Genomic DNA, 16,512 nt, shown 5'->3' on the forward strand with positions numbered 1-16,512 from the left:
TGATAGGAGTCATCCATGCCTGTTTCTGCAATTGCCGGCCTGACCCTGCTGGTACTGGGCGAAAGCCACTTGAGCTTCCCGGACCATTTGCTGGACCCGCTGCAAGCCAACCTCACCGCGCAAGGCGCCAAGGTTCACACCATCGGGGCCTGCGGTGCCGGTGCGGCCGACTGGATCGTGCCGAAGAAAGTCGACTGTGGAGCCGAGCAATTGCCCGGTGGCAAGCCTCAGGTGTTCGGCAAAAACGCGATGAGCACCGCGCCGGTCAAGGACCTGATCGCCAAAGATAAGCCGGACCTCGTCGTGATCATCATCGGCGACACCATGGCCTCTTACCCTGATCCGCAGTTCCCGAAAGTTTGGGCGTGGAAGAGTGTGACTTCGCTGACAAAGGCTGTCAGCGAAACCGGCACCAAATGCGTGTGGGTCGGCCCGGCGTGGGGCAAGGTCGGCAGCATGTATAAGAAGGATGACGCGCGTACCAAGCTGATGTCGCAATTCCTCGCGACCAACGTGGCGCCGTGCACCTATATCGATTCGCTGACCTTCTCCAAACCAGGCGAATGGGTCACCACTGACGGTCAGCATTTCACCATCGATGGCTACCAGAAGTGGGCCAAGGCCATTGGCGGCGCACTGTCGACATTGCCGGCAGACGCTGTGAAGGGAGCCAAGTGATGATACGCATCACCCTGGGTCTTGCGACCTTGCTTGCCAGCGTCAGTGCCTGGAGCGCCGACATTCCGCTGTACCCCACCGGACCGGAAAAGGACTCGGCGTTCTTGCGTTTTGCCAATGGCACTGACAGCGAATTGAAACTGGTCGCCGAAGGTTCCAAGGCCAGCCTGGTATTGGCGGGTGACAAGCGGGTTTCCGATTACCTGCCTGTGTCGGGCGGCAGTGCGCCCATTAAGGGTGTGTTGAGCCAGGACGGCAAGGCCGCCGACCTGGCGGTCACTGTGGCCCCGGGCGAATTCGCGACGGTGGTGGCGGTGGCCGATGCCAAGGGCGGTCTTCGCCAGGTGGTGATCCATGAGCAACCGGACGACTTCAACGCCTTGAAAGCCTCCCTGGCGTTTATCAACGCCGACGCCGCGTGCGCCGACGCCAGCCTGGAAGCCGTGGCGCAAAAAGCCGAGCTGTTCAAGAAGGTGGCTGAAGGTTCGGTGCAGCGCCGTATGATCAACCCGGTGGAGCTGTCGGTGCAGCTAAAGTGCGCCGGTGCGCCGGTCGGCCAACCACTGACCTTCAGCCTCAAGGCAGGCGAGCGCTACAGCGTATTGGCACTGCCATCAGAAACGGGCTCACGGTTGTTATTCGCGCCTGATTCGCTCGCTAACTGATCGGGCCCGACACCACCATGGTCTTTGCCTCACTCGAATTCCTCACGCTGTTCCTGCCGGCCTTCCTGTTGATTTATGCCCTGGCTCGTCCGAGCTGGCGCAATGTCATCCTGTTGATCGGCAGCTGGTTGTTCTATGGCTGGTTGAGCCCGCTGTTCCTGTTCCTGCACATGGTGTTGACCGTGGTGGCATGGGTCGGCGGCCTGCTGGTGGACCGCTCCCGTGAGGACGGCAAAGGCCGGGTGCGCCTGTTGATTGCGTTGATCGTGTTCAACACCGCGGTGCTGTGTTGGTACAAGTACGCCAACATCGTCGTCGGCACCGTGAGCGAGGTGATCACCTGGTACGGCGCCATGCCGCTGGATTGGCAGCGCGTGGCCTTGCCGGCCGGCTTGTCATTTATCGTGCTGCAGGCGATTTCCTACCTGGTGGACGTGCACCGTCATACGGTGCCGGTGGAGCGCAGCTTCATCAATTACGCCACGTACATTTCGATGTTCGGTCACTCGATCGCGGGCCCGATTATTCGTTACGACTGGGTCCGCCGCGAACTGAACCAGCGTTATTTCAACTGGCCGAATTTCTCCCTGGGCGCGCGTCGCTTCATGATCGGCATGGGCATGAAAGTGCTGGTGGCTGACACCTTGTCGCCGTTGGTGGACATTGCCTTCCACCTCGAAAACCCGAGTCTGGTGGACGCGTGGATCGGTTGCCTGGCCTATTCGCTGCAACTGTTCTTCGACTTCGCCGGCTACAGCGCCATGGCTATCGGCCTGGGACTGATGTTGGGCTTTCACTTCCCGGAAAACTTCAACCGGCCGTACCTGGCCAGCAGCATCCAGGACTTCTGGCGTCGTTGGCACTTGTCGTTGTCCAGTTGGTTGCGCGACTACTTGTATATCGCCCTGGGTGGTAACCGCGACGGCGTGTGGCGCACCTATCGCAACCTGTTCCTGACCATGGCGATCGCCGGGTTGTGGCACGGCGGTGACAGCTGGAACTACCTGCTGTGGGGGTCGGCACATGGTATCGCGCTGTGTGTGGATCGCGCCTGGTCGCGGTCGAGCCTGCCGCGCATTCCGCCGGTGCTGTCGCACATCCTGACGTTGCTGTTTGTGTGCCTGGCCTGGACCTTGTTCCGCGCGCCGGACTTCCATTCGGCACTGACCATGTACGCCGGCCAGTTCGGTATGCATGGCGTGGCCTTGGGTGACGCCATGGCCGTGGCCATGCGCCCTGCCCACGGCATGGCGGCGTTGCTGGGCCTGGTGTGCATCATCGCGCCGATCTGGCAGGTGCGTTGCGAGCAGCGTTTCGGTACCCAGCCCTGGTTTGTGGTGGCCGCCTCGTTGTGGCCGGTGACCGGGTTTGTGTTGTCGTTCGCGCTGATCGCCAGCCGCGACGCCGTACCGTTTCTGTACTTTCAGTTCTAAGGACGCCCGACTATGCCCGCTCCTACAGCGCCGACTCCTCCGAGCGATTTGGCCGTCCGCACCTGCCCGTTGGCGGCCTGGGTGCTGGTGCCCTTCCTGGCGGCGGGGCTGCTGTCCTGTGCCTGGCTGATGCTGAAGGGGCCAATCAGCTTCTTGCCCGCCAAGGTCGACAGCGACATGCTGCTGCACGGTGAGTTGACCCACCGTTTCGCCAAGGAACTGGCCAAGGCGCCGATGGCGAGCCAGGCTGCCAACCTGGAGCGTGGCGCGAGCTGGCTGGCGTTCGGCGACACCGGCCCACGCGTGCGGCGGGGTTGCCCGGGCTGGCTGTTTATCAGCGATGAACTGCGCATCGACCGTCACGCCCAAGCTAACGCACAGACCAAGGCTCACGCCGTGATCGACCTGCAGCGACAACTGGGGGAAAAAGGTATCGACCTGCAAGTGGTGGTGGTGCCGGACAAGAGCCGCATTGCGGTTGCCCAGCTGTGTGGCTTGTACCGACCGGCAGTGCTCAACACCCGGATTCAGGACTGGACGGCCACTTTGCAGGCCGCTGGAGTGTCCGCGCTGGACCTCACCGATACCTTAAAACCTCTCGGGGCCGAGGCGTACCTGCGCACCGATACCCACTGGAGCGAAATCGGCTCCAACGCCGGTGCTCAGGCGCTGGCAAAACGCATCCAGCAACGTGAGATCAAGGCTACGCCCGAGCAAACCTTCGAGATCACCCAGGCACCGCTTGCCGTGCGCCCCGGTGATCTGGTGCGTCTGGCAGGTCTCGACTGGTTACCGCCGAAGTTGCAGCCCCCAGGCGAGTCGGTCGCCGCTAGCTCCGCCCACGAAGCGGGTGGCGCCACCAGCAACACCGACGACCTGTTCGGCGACGCCGGGTTGCCCAATGTGGCGCTGATCGGCACTTCGTTCTCGCGTAACTCCAACTTTGTCGGCTTTCTGCAGAAAGCCCTGAACGCTCCCGTGGGCAATTTCAGCAAGGACGGCGGCGAGTTCTCAGGCGCGGCCAAGGCGTATTTCGACAGCCCGGCGTTCAAGCAAACCCCGCCCAAGTTGTTGATTTGGGAAATTCCAGAGCGGGATTTGCAGACTCCCTACGATGCGATCATCATTGGTCGGTAATTTGACGTTTTGCCGTTTATCTAAAAAATAGACAGCCTCATCATCAAAATAATGACACTTTTGTAAGCTTGAAGCAGACTGCCTGCACAAGGGCGACCACAAGAAGACCTGCGGTAAGCAGTCGTATCAGCTGACCTTTTCACGTCTTTAAGCTTCGCCGTGAGGAAGGTGCGCTATGAGCTTTACCGACGGTCTTCTTGCTCTGCTTGGCAAAGATGTCAGCCGTGACGCCCGTGGCTTGAATTCACGACTGCACTTTTTTGGCCGCATTCCCGTGGATGATGGCACCCCCTTTCCCCCTCAAGATGACACTGTACCGTCCGCGAAGGCCGAGCGGCGCCCCTGTGTGGTTGCGCTGGTGTCGGTCAACGGAGGCGTGGGGCGCAGCACCCTGGCCACCGCGTTGAGCAGTGGGTTGCAGCGTCTGGGAGAATCGGTGGTGGCGGGGGACCTGGACCCGCAAAACGCCTTGCGCCATCACTTCGGTGTCGCTTCGACCTCGCCGGGCATCGGCCTGACCAGCCTGCAGAATGCGCATTGGAAACATATCCAGCAGCCCGGTTTTGTCGGCAGCCGCGTCATTACTTTTGGCGATACCGATATCCAGCAGCAGGACGACCTGCAGCGCTGGCTGAAACATGAGCCGTACTGGCTGGCGCAGCGGCTGCACGCCTTGGGCCTGGACGCCCGCCACACGGTGATCCTCGATACCCCCGCCGGTAATAACGTCTATTTCCATCAAGCCTTGGACGTGGCGGATGTGTTGTTGGTGATCGCCCAGGCCGACGCTGCATCCCTGGTAACCCTGGACCAACTCGATGCGCTGCTGGCACCGCACCTTGGGCGCGACCGAGCGCCGCACGTTCACTATGTGCTTAACCAACTGGATGAGGACAGTGCCTTCAGCCTTGACATGGTTGAGGCATTCCGGCAGCGCCTGGGGACAAAGGAGCCCTTTGAGGTGCATCACGACATAGGCATCAGTGAAGCCCTGGCGTTTGGCTCCGACCCGCTGGACAGCCAGACGTTGAGCCTGGCCGGTGACGATATCAAAGAACTTTGTCGCCTGCTGATTGCCTGCAAAAAGCAGCTGTAAGTTGCGGTTTATACGCTTAACGCCAGATGCTTATGCACAATCGGTGGGGTACGGGTGTCACAAAACTGCCGTTTTGTGCAGTCGTTCTCAACACGCCGCAACTGCCTGTTTTACGTGCGTTTTATTCTGTGAACAAAAAATGAACAGCGCGGCTTTTTGCCTGTAGGGCAGATGGATACAGGCTCAGTGAAGATTCCATCAACAGAGTTATCCACAGATTGGGGTGCGACAATCTTGCCTCTTAATCGCGCTCGGCAAGCACCATCAAGTTGCGCGGTGTCAGTGCCGTTTCGCAGAAGCTGCCCACTTCGACCCTGTAGCCACGTTCACCAAGATACAGTGCCCTATCCAGGACCAGCCACAGCTCCAGCGGGCGCCGAAACAGCCCGCGCACCAACTCCAGGTTCCTGACCTCGGCCAAACGTTGCCAGCCGTGCGCCTCCAGCGCCGCCCAATCCTGTTCACCTGTGGACAACCCTTTGAGGCTTGCCAACGCCTGGCAGTAGTCGGCGAAGGGTTTGTCCAGCCAACTGGCGGGCAGGGAGGGTGTGGGCAGGTACTCGTCGCAGTTGCGTAACTGGCGTTGTAACTGATCGAAACCCAGGCGGCGCGCCATTGAGGTGTCCCGCTGCAGACGTACGCGTTTGCCGGCCGTGACGGTTTCGCTGAGGGGCAGGCCAAGGTCGTCGACCGACAGTTGCAACGTTGAAGCGCGGCCCGCTTCGGACAGCGGCTGGTAGGCGTTCGCGGTGATGCGGTTGTAGCAGCACGGCGCCACTGCCAGTTGTTTGCAGCCGGCGGCACTGGCCAGTTGCAGCAGGCGCACGTGCAGGTCGCCGCAGGCATGCAGGGCGATGGGGGTGTGTTCGGGGCTGAGGGGGACGTCCGCCATGACATCTTGCAGGCGATGGGTGACGGGCAGGCCGTGGTGGTCGCTCAAGGCCTGGCCGGAAGCGATCAGGGCCGGGTTGTACTCCATGCAAGTCAGCTGTTGGCCGGCGTGCAACAGGCGGCGGCCGAGGTGGCCCTTGCCGGCGCACCAATCCAGCCAATGCCGGGGTGTTTGCGCAAAGTGCAGCGCGGCGCCGAAGGCTTCGATTTGCTGCCATTTGCGCCCGGGTACGTCGACATTCAGCCGGTGCGCAGCGGGGGGCAGGGGGCGCGTCGGTAACTTATCCACAGCGCTGAGGCGCAAGGCTTCGCAGGCCAGTGTGGGAAAAGGCGCTGGCGCCGGCAGTGTGTGGGGGTGGTTATGACTGGTTTCTGCGTCGGACAACGAGCGTTGGCGCAGCCACCGGGCCAGTTCCGGATGCTCGGTTTCCCAAGGCAACTGCCGATGAACAAAGGGCCGTGGTCGCCACAGCCCTTGGTGCTCGATCAGAAACGCATCCAGCGCCTCAAAGCGTGCTTCAACGTCCCTGGCAGGCATCGACGCGCAGCCAGCGTTCCAGCAGCTTGAAGCCGCGTACCAGGAGGTAGGAGATCAACAAGTAGAACACGCCGGCGGTGAAGAACATCTCCACCGTCAGGTAGTTGCGCGCGATGATCGTCCTGGCCATGCCGGTCAGCTCCAGCAGGGTCACGGTGCTCGCCAGCGAGCTGGCCTTGAGCATCAGGATCACTTCGTTGCTGTAGGCCGGCAGCCCGATGCGCGCGGCCCGCGGCAGGATGATGTAGAACAGCGTCTTCGGCCTGGACATGCCCAACGCACGGGCCGCTTCGATTTCCCCAGGCGGAATGGCCTGGATGGCGCCACGCAGAATCTCGGCGATATACGCGGCGGTGTGCAGCGTCATGGTGGCGGTGGCGCACCAGAACGGGTCGCGCAGGTACGTCCACATGAAGCTTGAGCGGATGCTTTCGAATTGAGCCAGGCCGTAATAGACCAGGAACAATTGCACCAGCAGCGGCGTGCCGCGAAAGAAAAAGATGTAGGCGTAGGGCAGGGCGCGCACAGACAGGTGCCTGGATGAGCGCGCGATACCCAGCGGGATGGCCAGGATCAGGCCGAGGATCACGGCGATGCTCACCAGTTCCAGGGTCAGGATGGCGCCCTGGATAAACTTCGGCAGCCACTTGATGATGACTTCCCATTCCATTACGTCGTCCTCACGAAGCCGCGGGCGGCGCGTTGTTCCAGGAAGTGCATAGCCACCATCGACAGCGACGTCAGGCCCAGGTAGATGAGCGCGGCGACCATATAGAAGGTGAAAGGCTGTTTGGTGACGGTTACGGCGATCTGCGCATGGCGCATGATTTCTTCGAGGCCGATGACCGTGACCAGCGCGGTATCTTTCATCAGGATCAGGAACAGATTGCCCAGCCCTGGCAGGGCGATGCGCCACATCTGCGGCATGATCAACCGGGTAAAGATACGAAACTTCGACAGGCCCAGCGCCACACCCGCTTCGCGGTGGCCCTTGGGAATGGAGATGATTGCGCCACGCAGCACCTCCGTGGCGTAGGCGCCGAAGCACAGGCCCAGCGCGATCACGCCAGCGGCAAACGCGCTGAGGGACAGGTCGGGAATGTCGAGCAGCTCACCCAGTGAGCGCATGGCGTTGATCGTGCCGAAGTAAATCAGCAGCACCCACAGCAGTTCCGGCACACCGCGAACGATTGTCGAGTAAGTACCGCCCAGCCATTGCAGCGGCTTGTACGGGGAAGTCTTGGCCAGGGCCCCGGCGAGGCCGAGTACCAGCCCCAGGCATAACGCCGTGAGCGCCAGTTTGACAGTCATCAGCGCACCGGCAGCGAGCGCCGGACCGAATCCGTAGAGATCGAAATTCATGGTGTTTTCATATCGCGGCAGGCATTGCTGAAAGCCGACGCGCCCAAAGGAGCGCGCCGGTCAGGCCGTTCAGATCATTCGATGCTGAACGGGAAGTACTTGTCGTTGATTTTCTTGTAGGTGCCGTCTGCCTTGATCTCTGCCAGGGCTTTGTTCAGGCGCTCGCGCAGTGGGTCGCCCTTGCGTACGGCGATACCGATCTTGTCGCTCTCTACAACCGGGTCGCCCTTGAACTCGTAGGCCAGGCCGTCTTTGCTCTTGAGCCATTCGTACTGCACGTACTTGTCGGCGAGGATCCCGTCGAGGCGGCCGGACGTCAGGTCGAGGTAGGCGTTTTCCTGGGTGTCGTAGAGCTTGGCTTCGGTTTCCGGCAGCTTGTCTTCCAGGTAGGTACCGGCCAGCGTCGCGCGCTGTGCACCGATGACTTTGCCTTTCAGGTAAGCGGCGTCGGTCTTGAAGTCGGCAGTGGCTTTAGGTGCGATGAACTGCAGCTTGTTGGAGTAGTACGGGTCGGTGAAGTCGACGGCTTGCTTGCGCTCGTCGGTGATCGACAGCGAGGACACCAGGAAGTCGAACTTCTTGGCATTCAGGGCCGGGATGATGCCGTCCCAGTCGGACACATACACTTCGCACTTCTCGACTTTCATCTTGGCGCACAGGGCGTCGCCGATGTCTTTGTCGAAGCCGACAACGTTACCGCTGGCGTCTTTATTGTTGAACGGCGGGTAGGCCGCTTCGATCCCCATTTTCAAGGTTTCTGCCATGGCCGTGGCGCTGAACGCCATCGAGACGGCCGCGGCCAGAAGGAATTTTTTATAGTTCTGCATGCATGTTGCTCCGTTAGCGGTTGCTGGACATGAATTGTTTGCAGCGCGCCGAAAGCGGGTTTTCAAACACCTGCTGTGGCGATCCTTGCTCTTCGATCAGGCCCTGGTGGAGGAACACCACTTCACTGGACACCTGACGGGCGAAGCCCATTTCATGGGTGACCAGCAGCATGGTGCGGCCTTCTTCGGCCAGCGCGCGGATCACATTAAGTACTTCCTGGACCATTTCCGGGTCAAGGGCTGAAGTGGGTTCGTCGAAGAGGATGACTTTGGGCTGCATCGCCAGGGTGCGTGCGATGGCTGCCCGTTGTTGCTGGCCGCCGGACAATTGCGCGGGGTAGGCGTGGCGCTTGTCGGCGATGCCGACCTTGTCCAGCAGGGCTTCGGCCACTTCGATTGCCTCGGCCTTGCTCTGGCCGAGCACGCGACGAGGAGCCTCGATGATGTTGTCGAGGATGCTCATGTGTGGCCACAGGTTAAAATTTTGAAACACAAAACCGATTTCGCTGCGCAGGCGGTTGATCTGCTTGCCGTCGGCGGCCATCAGCTCGCCGTTTTTCGCGGCCTTGAGCTTGAGCTCTTCGCCGGCCACCAGGATCTGGCCCTGATGCGGGTTTTCCAGCAGGTTGATGCAGCGTAGGAACGTGGACTTGCCGGAACCGGAGGAACCCAGGATCGAGATCACATCGCCGTCGCGAGCGGTCAGCGAGATACCTTTGAGTACCTCCAGCTCACCATAGCGTTTATGCAAGTTGCGGATTTCAAGCGCGGGCGTGGCCTCGGCCATGTGGGGTCCTCATTGTGTTCATTGCGATCTTCGCTGTTGGGCCGCCTTCCTGGCGAGGCGCCAAGCTAGCATAGCGTCTTGATGGCGGCCAACAGCGCGGCGGGCGGTAAACGGGCGGTGTGCGGCAGGGTGTCGCATCGGCACAGCAGCGTGTCGCGCCATCAACAACCGAACAACCGTTTGAACCCATGAATACCGCAGGCTTCGCGTAAAAAAGGGCGCGATGGTGCCAGCTTTGGCCGGGTGTTGGAAGGGTTAAACGGGCAAACGGTACCTATAGGCCCTTTTATGGCGCGCCGCGTACTTCTTGTGTGTGTTTTTGGTGCGCTGGTTCGTCTTGAAAGTGAGTCGCACGGTAACGCTATAGCTAAATGCCATTGTTCTCAATGACTTGCGACGACTGTTGAATCGTCCTACAGGCCGCGTCAATCGCGGTCTTGTAACATTTTGGCGCAAATCTTGCGTAAAAAATAAAGAACGCCCTGTTGGTTTCTTTTCACGAGGAAGAGCCCAGGCCGGGCGGACCGTTTTCGCAATTCCTCGCAAAGGTGTGTCAATGAGTAGTACGCAAAGCTCCAATGACCTCGAACAGGGGCTCAAACCGCGTCACGTCACCATGCTGTCGATTGCCGGCGTTATTGGTGCCGGTTTGTTTGTCGGCTCCGGCCACGCGATTGCTGCCGCCGGCCCTGCGGTCCTGCTGGCGTATGCCGCAGCGGGTACGCTGGTGGTATTGGTGATGCGCATGCTGGCCGAAATGGCCGTGGCGTCGCCGGACACCGGTTCGTTCTCCACCTACGCCGACCGTGCGATCGGTCACTGGGCCGGTTTTACCATCGGCTGGCTGTACTGGTGGTTCTGGGTGCTGGTGATTCCGTTGGAAGCCAACGCCGCCGCGACCATTCTCCACGCCTGGTTCCCGGATGTGGCCATCTGGGCCTTTACGCTGATCATCACCTTGCTGCTGACGGCGACCAACCTGTTCAGTGTGAAGAACTACGGTGAGTTCGAGTTCTGGTTTGCGCTGATCAAAGTCGTGGCGATCGTGGGCTTTGTGATCCTCGGCCTGGCGGCGATTTTCGGCTTCCTGCCGACCAGCCAGGTCAGCGGCGTGTCGCACCTCTTTGACACCCAAGGCTTTATGCCCAACGGCATGGGCGCGGTATTGGCCGCGATCCTGACCACCATGTTCTCCTTCATGGGCACCGAGATCGTCACCATTGCAGCGGCCGAATCGAAGAACCCAGGCCAGCAAATCACCAAGGCCACCAACTCGGTGATCTGGCGGATTGGCTTGTTCTACCTGTTGTCGATCTTCATCGTCGTGTCCCTGGTGCCTTGGAATGATCCGACCCTGGCGGCCGTAGGTTCCTACCAGACCGTGCTGGAACGCATGGGCATCCCGAACGCCAAGCTGATCGTTGACCTGGTGGTCTTGGTTGCCGTGACCAGCTGCCTGAACTCGGCGCTGTACACCGCGTCGCGCATGCTGTTCTCCCTGGGCCGTCGCGGCGATGCACCGGCCGTGGCCAAGCGCACCAACAAGAGCGGCACGCCTTACTGGGCGGTGTTGCTGTCCACCGGCGCGGCGTTCCTGGCGGTATTTGCCAACTATGTGGCACCTGCAGCGGTGTTCGAATTCCTGCTGGCCAGCTCCGGCGCCATCGCGCTGCTGGTGTACCTGGTGATCGCGGTGTCGCAACTGCGCATGCGCCAGAAGCGCATGGCAGCGGGCGAGAAAATTGTCTTCAAGATGTGGCTGTTCCCAGGCCTGACCTACGCGGTGATGGTGTTCATCGTGGGCACGTTGACCATCATGCTGTTCCAGGAAGCGCACCGGGTCGAGATCATTGCGACTGGGGTCTTGAGCTTGCTGGTAGTGGCGGCGGGGTTGTTTGTGTCGAGCCGTCGCAAGGCGCAGAGAGTAGGCGCTGCGGTGCTGAATTGATGTGATGGAATGCGGTGCTTGATTGCGCCGCAGTTCAAATGTGGGAGGGGGCTTGCCCCTTCCCACATTTTGTTTTGCGTCAGTCTTGGGCGTTGGTGAGCGCCTGGGAGGCGGCGACGTAATCGGCCTGGAACTGCGGCGATTCGATCCACGCCAGTGCGACGGCTTCATCGTCGCTGTCCGTGGCCCACTGCCGATACTCGATCAGTGCCGCCAGGATAAAGTCGGTGGCTTCTTCTTCGCCTTCCTGCTCCAGCACCAGTGCGAGCAGTGGGTGGGCCAGGAATACCGCGCAGAGGGCCTGCTGGCTGGTCTCGCCGGCGGTGCGCATCTCCACGAACAGCTCGGTCAAATCCACCGACTCAAGGTCAATCCGGTCGTCATCGCCGGAAAACGCATCCGGCTTGCTCGCGACAGCGCGTTGGGTGCGATTCTGCTTGGCCTTGGCCTTGGCCCGGTGGGCACGTTTTTGCTGCTTGTTCGGCGAGGCCATGGGCTCACGTCCTTGGGTCAGGATCTGGGTAGGGTATTGAAGCGCAGGTTGAGGGAAATCCCAAGGGTATCCGCCGTTAATTGGCCGTGTTGAAGCCATGCCAATGCAATCGGCCACAACCGATCCTGGTACTCGCTGCGAAAGAACGCGAAATGTCCGACCTGTTTTTCGCCGATGTCTTCCGGTGCGATGCGCAGATGGCTGCGCTCGCTGTTTGCGAAATAGCCCAGCAATCGCTCAATCGCCGCCACGGTGCCGAACGGGTCGTCGGTGATGCTGATCGCCAGCATCTGCGCCTTCACGCGACTGAATGGCAAGTCAGCCAGGGCACGCCCGCTGGGCCGCGTCTCATACTTGGGCGTTGGCGTGCTCCAGTCGCGTACCACGCCTCTCGGCGTATCCTCGAGCCAACCCAAGCGCTTGCCGGGGAAATACCCACAGAGTGCCGTTACCAGTGGCATCACCACATGCCATTTGGCAAACATCTGCCAGCGCCCGACGGCTGCGTAATCGCGCCAGTAGGCGAACTGCGCGCCCACGGTCACGATTCGCCGGATCACCGCGCCAGACGCACCCAGCCCCGCCGCACAGCCACCGAAACTGTGGCCGACCACATCAATCGGTTGGCCTGGAAACTCGCGCTGTGCCCGCAGCAGGATCGCTTCGAAATCCAGCGTGCCCCAATCCGACCACGACGCCTTGAAGCCGCGCAACGAACCGGTGCGCGACTCGCCGATGCCGCGATAGTCGTAGGTGATCACGTCGAAGCCGTTGGCGAACAGGTAGTCGGCGAAACGTGAGTAGTGGCGGCAGCGTACGGAAGTGGCGGCGTTGATGATGACGACCGGGCGTTCAAGGTCGGTGCGCAGGTGGCGCCAGGTGAAACCGCCGAGGGGGTGGCCGTCTGCGGTGGATTCGAGGAATGCTGCTTGGGTGGGGCGGGTTGGCAGGTTCATAGGTCCGCTCGATCCGTGCGCTTTTTTGTGGTGCTTGGAGGCTCACGCGCTTTTTATAGGGAACCGAAATTAACAAATTTAGCGCGCCATGGGTGTGAAGGTGGTCATGGCGCTCGACCTTGGCCCTTTGGGTGCATAGGCTGACGATCTTTCGATTGATCTGAGCTCGACCATGACCCGCGACACCCTCGAACACAACCAGATCCCCCTCTACTTCGCCGCTGTCCTCCTGGCCGCCGCTTTCGGTCTGCTCGCGCCTTCGTTGGCCCATGGCCTCGGCGTGCTGGTCACACCCGCCATCGCGGTGTTGATGTACGCGATGTTCCTGCAAATCCCTTTTCTGGAGCTGCGCCAGAGCTTGAGTCACAAGCGCTTTCTGTCGGCGCTGTTGCTGGCCAATTTCATCCTCGTGCCGTTGCTGGTGTGGGTGTTGACCCGTGGCCTGGTGGAGCGCCCGGCGTTGCTGGTGGGCGCATTGCTGGTGTTGCTGACGCCGTGTATCGACTACGTGGTGGTGTTTACCCATATCGGTAAAGGCGATTCACGCTTGATGCTGGCGGCGACACCGGTGCTGTTGTTGCTGCAGTTGCTGCTGTTGCCGGTGTACCTGGGGTTGATGCTGGGGGCGCAGTCCGGGGTGGTGGTGCAGGCGGGGCCGTTTATCGAGGCGTTCCTGTGGTTGATCGTGCTGCCGATGGTGTTGGCGGTGATCACTACGTCCCTGGCGCGGCGCTCATCGGGCGTCAGCGCCTGGAACGACGCTTGGGCGTGGTTGCCGGTGCCGGCGATGGCGCTGGTGTTGGTGGTGGTGATCGGTTCGCAAATCACTTCGGTGGTGCGCGACATCAACCTGTTGCTGCCGGTGATTCCGGTGTACGTGGCCTTCCTGTTGCTGGCGCCGGTGATCGGGGCGTTGGCCGCGAGGCTGTTCGCGCTGCCGGCGATGGCGGCACGGGCGGTGACGTTCAGCGCATCGACGCGTAACTCGTTGGTGGTGTTGCCGCTGGCCCTGGCGTTGCCAGAAGACGTGCGCGGCTTGGCGGCGACGGCGGTGATCCTGCAAACCCTGGTCGAATTGGTGGGCGAGTTGATCTACGTGCGTCTGATCCCGAGGCTGGTATGGCCCATAGGTCGGTGAAATGTGAATGTTCAGGTTTGTTCAGGCGCTATTGGGGATACGTTCGGCACCATAGGTCGGCGTTCCCTACCTGACAGGCCCTTTCATGGATCACCGCAACCGTTTCCGCCTGGAGTCCCTGGGCATTTTCCTGTTCGCGCTGTTGCTGTTCACGCTGGGTATCTGGGACCAGCAACCCCAGGGTTTTGACGGGCGCTGGGCGCTGTTCCTGCAGGAAATGTTTCGCCATGGTGCGAGTCTTTTCCCCACCACCTATGGGCAGCCCTACGCGGACTATCCCGGTACCGCGACCTTCTTCAGTTACGTATTTGCCCGGCTGTTCGGGGCGCCCAACCACCTGGCCAATGTGCTGCCCACTGCCCTTGCGTCCGCCGGGGTCGTGGCCTTGATCTATCGCTTGCTGGTCCCGGCGAGTCGTCCGTGGGCGTTGCTCACGGTGCTGTTGACGTTGCTCACCACCCAGTTGCTCGAGAAGTCCCGTTCGGTATGCCTGGACCAGATGGTGGCGTTGCTGTGTGTCGGCAGTTTCTACCTGCTGCACAGTGGTGAGCGCCTGGGTTCGCGGCTCAGGCAGCTTGCGGTGTTCCCGCTGTTCATCCTGGGGTTTGCGATACGCGGGCCGCTGGGATTGATCGAAGTCTGCGGTGTGGTGTGCGTGTATTGGGCGCTGGGCAGCCCTGGGGAGCGGGTCAGGCAGGTGTTGGTCCACGGCATCGTCGGCCTGGTGTTGCTGGCGGCCTGTTGGTGGCTGTTGGTGAAGCTGGCGCGCATCAGCGGTGGCGATGCGTTTGCCGATGAGGTGTTCAAGATGCAAGTGGGCGGGCGCCTTGATGAAAGCGGCGAGCCGTTCTATTTCTACTTCCAGTTGAGCCTGTACCGTTATTTCCCCGTGGTGCCGCTGGCGTTGCTCACATTGGTTGCGCTGCGTCATCGCTGGGCAGAGCGGTTTGATAACCCGGTGCAGTTGGTCATGCGGCTCGGCGCCTGTGGTTTGATGATCTTGCTTGGCCTGTCGGTACCGCACTTCAAGCGCGCCTATTACATCCTGCCCATGGTGCCGATGTTTGCGGCTGTCGCGGCCTATGGGCTGCTTCAGGCGCAAGGCTGGCTCCTGGGCGTGCGCAGAGGCTACGAGGGGCTTGTCGCCGCGCTGCCGGCGCTGTGCGTGGTTGCCGTGTGTGTCTGTCGGCATGGGTGGCAGAAGCACGGTTACTGGCCTGACGTCTCATTGCCGCTGTTGGTGGGTGGGCTGTTGCTCCTGCAAGTGGCGGCCGTGCTTGCCTGGCGGCGAGCGGGGCGGCTGGTGTGGCTCAGCGCGTTCGCGCTGGGCGCGCAATGGCTGGTGCTGGTGACGGTCGTGGAGCCTGCCAAGGACCTGCAGTTCGACACCCGGCAGTTTGTCGGCCAGGTGGAAGCGCTTCGCGTATCGCAACCCGGGCAATTGGTATTCCTGAACCTCGGCAGGGACACCTGGGCGGTGCGCTACATGATGAATCTGGACCATGACGAGCAACCGCTGTTTGTCGGTGCAGCAGAGGTTGAGCGCTTGGGTGCGTTGCCCCGTCCGTCGTGGGTCATTGTGGCGCGCAAGGAGACCGCGCTGCTCAAGGGCACGCCTCTGGAGCGCCTGGCGCCAAGCTTTGAAGGGCGGTTGAACGACAACCCACTGATGGTGTTCTTGCTGAAATGAACCGGCACCGTGCTGTGCCGTTTTTGTAGTCGTCGTTACGGACCGATCACCCAACAAAAAGCCTGCTCATCGCAGGCTTCTTGTTGTTAGCGCGTGCGACTGCGGATCAGGCAGCTTCCAGCAAGGGGATCTGCATGCCGATCTTGGCCGAGGCGAAGTTCATATCGCCGCTGGCAATGGACTGCGCCTTGAAGCCTTGGCCGATCAGGTCCTTGATATAAAACTTGTTGTAGATGAATGCGAAGACGATGTTGCTCACGCCCATTGTGATCATGGCGATGACGAATTGAATCAGGCCGTATTTCACGTCGCCGCGAAACAGGGCCGGGAAGCAACCGAAAAAGAAGGTGGTCCACGAAAAGCCGACAGGAGCTTCCTTCATCGCGCCCGTGTTCGGGTTTTTGAAAATGATCGATGTGTATGCCATTTGTTTCTCCATGTGCCCAAGGGATTAAGCGATACGTTGGGCTGCGTATCGCCTGGGTGTGATGTGTCGGGTGTGATGTGTGGCGGGGTCAGTCAACGATTTCCCAGATCATGTTGTCCTCGTCGACCATGACGTCCACGCTCAGGGTCTCGTGACCATCCGGGCCATCGACCTCAAGCAGTCCGCGATACTTGTTGTGCCCTTTTTTGATCAGGGTCACTTCCTTGACGGTGTTTTCGCCGGGCGAGGTGTCTTTGTCCCACTGCTCCTGGATGCTCTCCTTCACCTCTTGGGCAAGCTCCTCGTTGGCCGCGTGAGCGTTACCGAAGCAAAGCGTTGCGGCGAGCGCCAGCGCAAGGTTGATGCGGGTGAGGGGGCGGGTCATTTCGGGCTCCTTGTTGGCATAACTCTTCCATGTCGACCGAAGGGGAGGTGCTTCAAAGTCG

The 16,512-nt window shown here is 60.9% G+C and carries 17 protein-coding genes; 8 read left to right on the forward strand and 9 right to left on the reverse strand.

Annotated elements, in window-relative coordinates; translation table 11 throughout:
• Positions 1-15: 15 nt before the first annotated feature.
• The 5 genes from FIV39_RS04755 (at position 16) to bcsQ (ending at position 5,009) form a co-directional block, all read left to right on the forward strand.
• Positions 16-678 carry an SGNH/GDSL hydrolase family protein gene (locus FIV39_RS04755; protein ID WP_090401054.1) on the forward strand — a complete coding sequence of 221 codons (663 nt, stop codon included), beginning with the start codon at positions 16-18 and terminating at the stop codon, positions 676-678.
• A complete protein-coding gene (locus tag FIV39_RS04760) occupies positions 678-1,343 on the forward strand; it encodes an alginate O-acetyltransferase AlgF (protein ID WP_090401053.1) in 666 nt (221 codons plus the stop codon). The genes FIV39_RS04755 and FIV39_RS04760 overlap by 1 nt, the downstream gene beginning before the upstream one ends.
• A 17-nt stretch (positions 1,344-1,360) precedes the next feature.
• Positions 1,361-2,776 (forward strand): MBOAT family O-acyltransferase, encoded by a 1,416-nt coding sequence (locus tag FIV39_RS04765; RefSeq protein ID WP_090401052.1) that lies wholly within the window; start codon positions 1,361-1,363, stop codon positions 2,774-2,776.
• A 12-nt stretch (positions 2,777-2,788) separates the two neighbouring features.
• Positions 2,789-3,913, forward strand: coding sequence for an alginate O-acetyltransferase AlgX-related protein (locus tag FIV39_RS04770; protein ID WP_090401051.1), 1,125 nt, complete (start codon positions 2,789-2,791; stop codon positions 3,911-3,913).
• A gap of 175 nt (positions 3,914-4,088) precedes the next feature.
• The gene (gene bcsQ / locus FIV39_RS04775) at positions 4,089-5,009 is read left to right on the forward strand and encodes a cellulose biosynthesis protein BcsQ (RefSeq protein WP_090401050.1); all 921 of its coding nucleotides are present in this window, start codon (positions 4,089-4,091) and stop codon (positions 5,007-5,009) included.
• Positions 5,010-5,250: 241 nt separating this feature from the next.
• Here the strand turns inward: bcsQ and FIV39_RS04780 are convergent, their stop codons facing one another.
• From FIV39_RS04780 to FIV39_RS04800, 5 genes are all read right to left on the reverse strand, one after another.
• Positions 5,251-6,438, reverse strand: coding sequence for a methyltransferase (locus tag FIV39_RS04780; protein ID WP_090401049.1), 1,188 nt, complete (start codon positions 6,436-6,438; stop codon positions 5,251-5,253).
• Entirely contained in the window at positions 6,419-7,108 is a 690-nt protein-coding gene (locus FIV39_RS04785) for an ABC transporter permease (RefSeq protein WP_090401048.1), read from the reverse strand. The genes FIV39_RS04780 and FIV39_RS04785 overlap by 20 nt, the downstream gene beginning before the upstream one ends.
• Positions 7,108-7,800 carry an ABC transporter permease gene (locus FIV39_RS04790; RefSeq protein WP_090401047.1) on the reverse strand — a complete coding sequence of 231 codons (693 nt, stop codon included), beginning with the start codon at positions 7,798-7,800 and terminating at the stop codon, positions 7,108-7,110. Before FIV39_RS04790 ends, FIV39_RS04785 begins: the two co-directional genes overlap by 1 nt.
• Positions 7,801-7,874: 74 nt before the next feature.
• On the reverse strand, positions 7,875-8,627 hold the full coding sequence (locus tag FIV39_RS04795) for an ABC transporter substrate-binding protein (RefSeq protein ID WP_090401046.1): 753 nt from the start codon (positions 8,625-8,627) through the stop codon (positions 7,875-7,877).
• A gap of 13 nt (positions 8,628-8,640) precedes the next feature.
• Positions 8,641-9,414, reverse strand: coding sequence for an ABC transporter ATP-binding protein (locus FIV39_RS04800; RefSeq protein WP_065925764.1), 774 nt, complete (start codon positions 9,412-9,414; stop codon positions 8,641-8,643).
• A 556-nt stretch (positions 9,415-9,970) separates the two neighbouring features.
• Between FIV39_RS04800 and gabP the strand changes: the two genes are divergently transcribed.
• Entirely contained in the window at positions 9,971-11,362 is a 1,392-nt protein-coding gene (gabP, locus tag FIV39_RS04805; protein ID WP_090401045.1) for a GABA permease, read from the forward strand.
• A gap of 79 nt (positions 11,363-11,441) precedes the next feature.
• On the opposite strand, the gene FIV39_RS04810 is transcribed toward gabP, so the two are convergent.
• Positions 11,442-11,855 (reverse strand): hypothetical protein, encoded by a 414-nt coding sequence (locus tag FIV39_RS04810; protein ID WP_090401044.1) that lies wholly within the window; start codon positions 11,853-11,855, stop codon positions 11,442-11,444.
• Positions 11,856-11,872: 17 nt separating this feature from the next.
• Positions 11,873-12,811, reverse strand: coding sequence for an alpha/beta hydrolase family protein (locus tag FIV39_RS04815; protein ID WP_090401043.1), 939 nt, complete (start codon positions 12,809-12,811; stop codon positions 11,873-11,875).
• Between the two features lie 172 nt (positions 12,812-12,983).
• Here FIV39_RS04815 and FIV39_RS04820 point away from each other — a divergent pair, with 172 nt between their 5' ends.
• Both FIV39_RS04820 and FIV39_RS04825 read left to right on the forward strand, forming a co-directional pair.
• Positions 12,984-13,949 carry an arsenic resistance protein gene (locus FIV39_RS04820; protein ID WP_090401042.1) on the forward strand — a complete coding sequence of 322 codons (966 nt, stop codon included), beginning with the start codon at positions 12,984-12,986 and terminating at the stop codon, positions 13,947-13,949.
• An 85-nt stretch (positions 13,950-14,034) separates the two neighbouring features.
• Positions 14,035-15,639: an ArnT family glycosyltransferase gene (locus tag FIV39_RS04825; RefSeq protein ID WP_090401041.1), complete on the forward strand. Its 1,605-nt coding sequence runs from the start codon at positions 14,035-14,037 to the stop codon at positions 15,637-15,639.
• 106 nt (positions 15,640-15,745) lie between these two features.
• On the opposite strand, the gene FIV39_RS04830 is transcribed toward FIV39_RS04825, so the two are convergent.
• Positions 15,746-16,066, reverse strand: a complete 321-nt coding sequence (locus FIV39_RS04830; RefSeq protein WP_090401040.1) for a hypothetical protein — start codon at positions 16,064-16,066, stop codon at positions 15,746-15,748.
• Between the two features lie 88 nt (positions 16,067-16,154).
• A complete protein-coding gene (locus tag FIV39_RS04835; RefSeq protein ID WP_090401039.1) occupies positions 16,155-16,451 on the reverse strand; it encodes a hypothetical protein in 297 nt (98 codons plus the stop codon).
• Positions 16,452-16,512: the final 61 nt, after the last annotated feature.

The sequence above is a fragment of the Pseudomonas grimontii genome (assembly GCF_007858185.1).
In the GTDB taxonomy this organism is placed as follows: domain Bacteria; phylum Pseudomonadota; class Gammaproteobacteria; order Pseudomonadales; family Pseudomonadaceae; genus Aquipseudomonas; species Aquipseudomonas grimontii.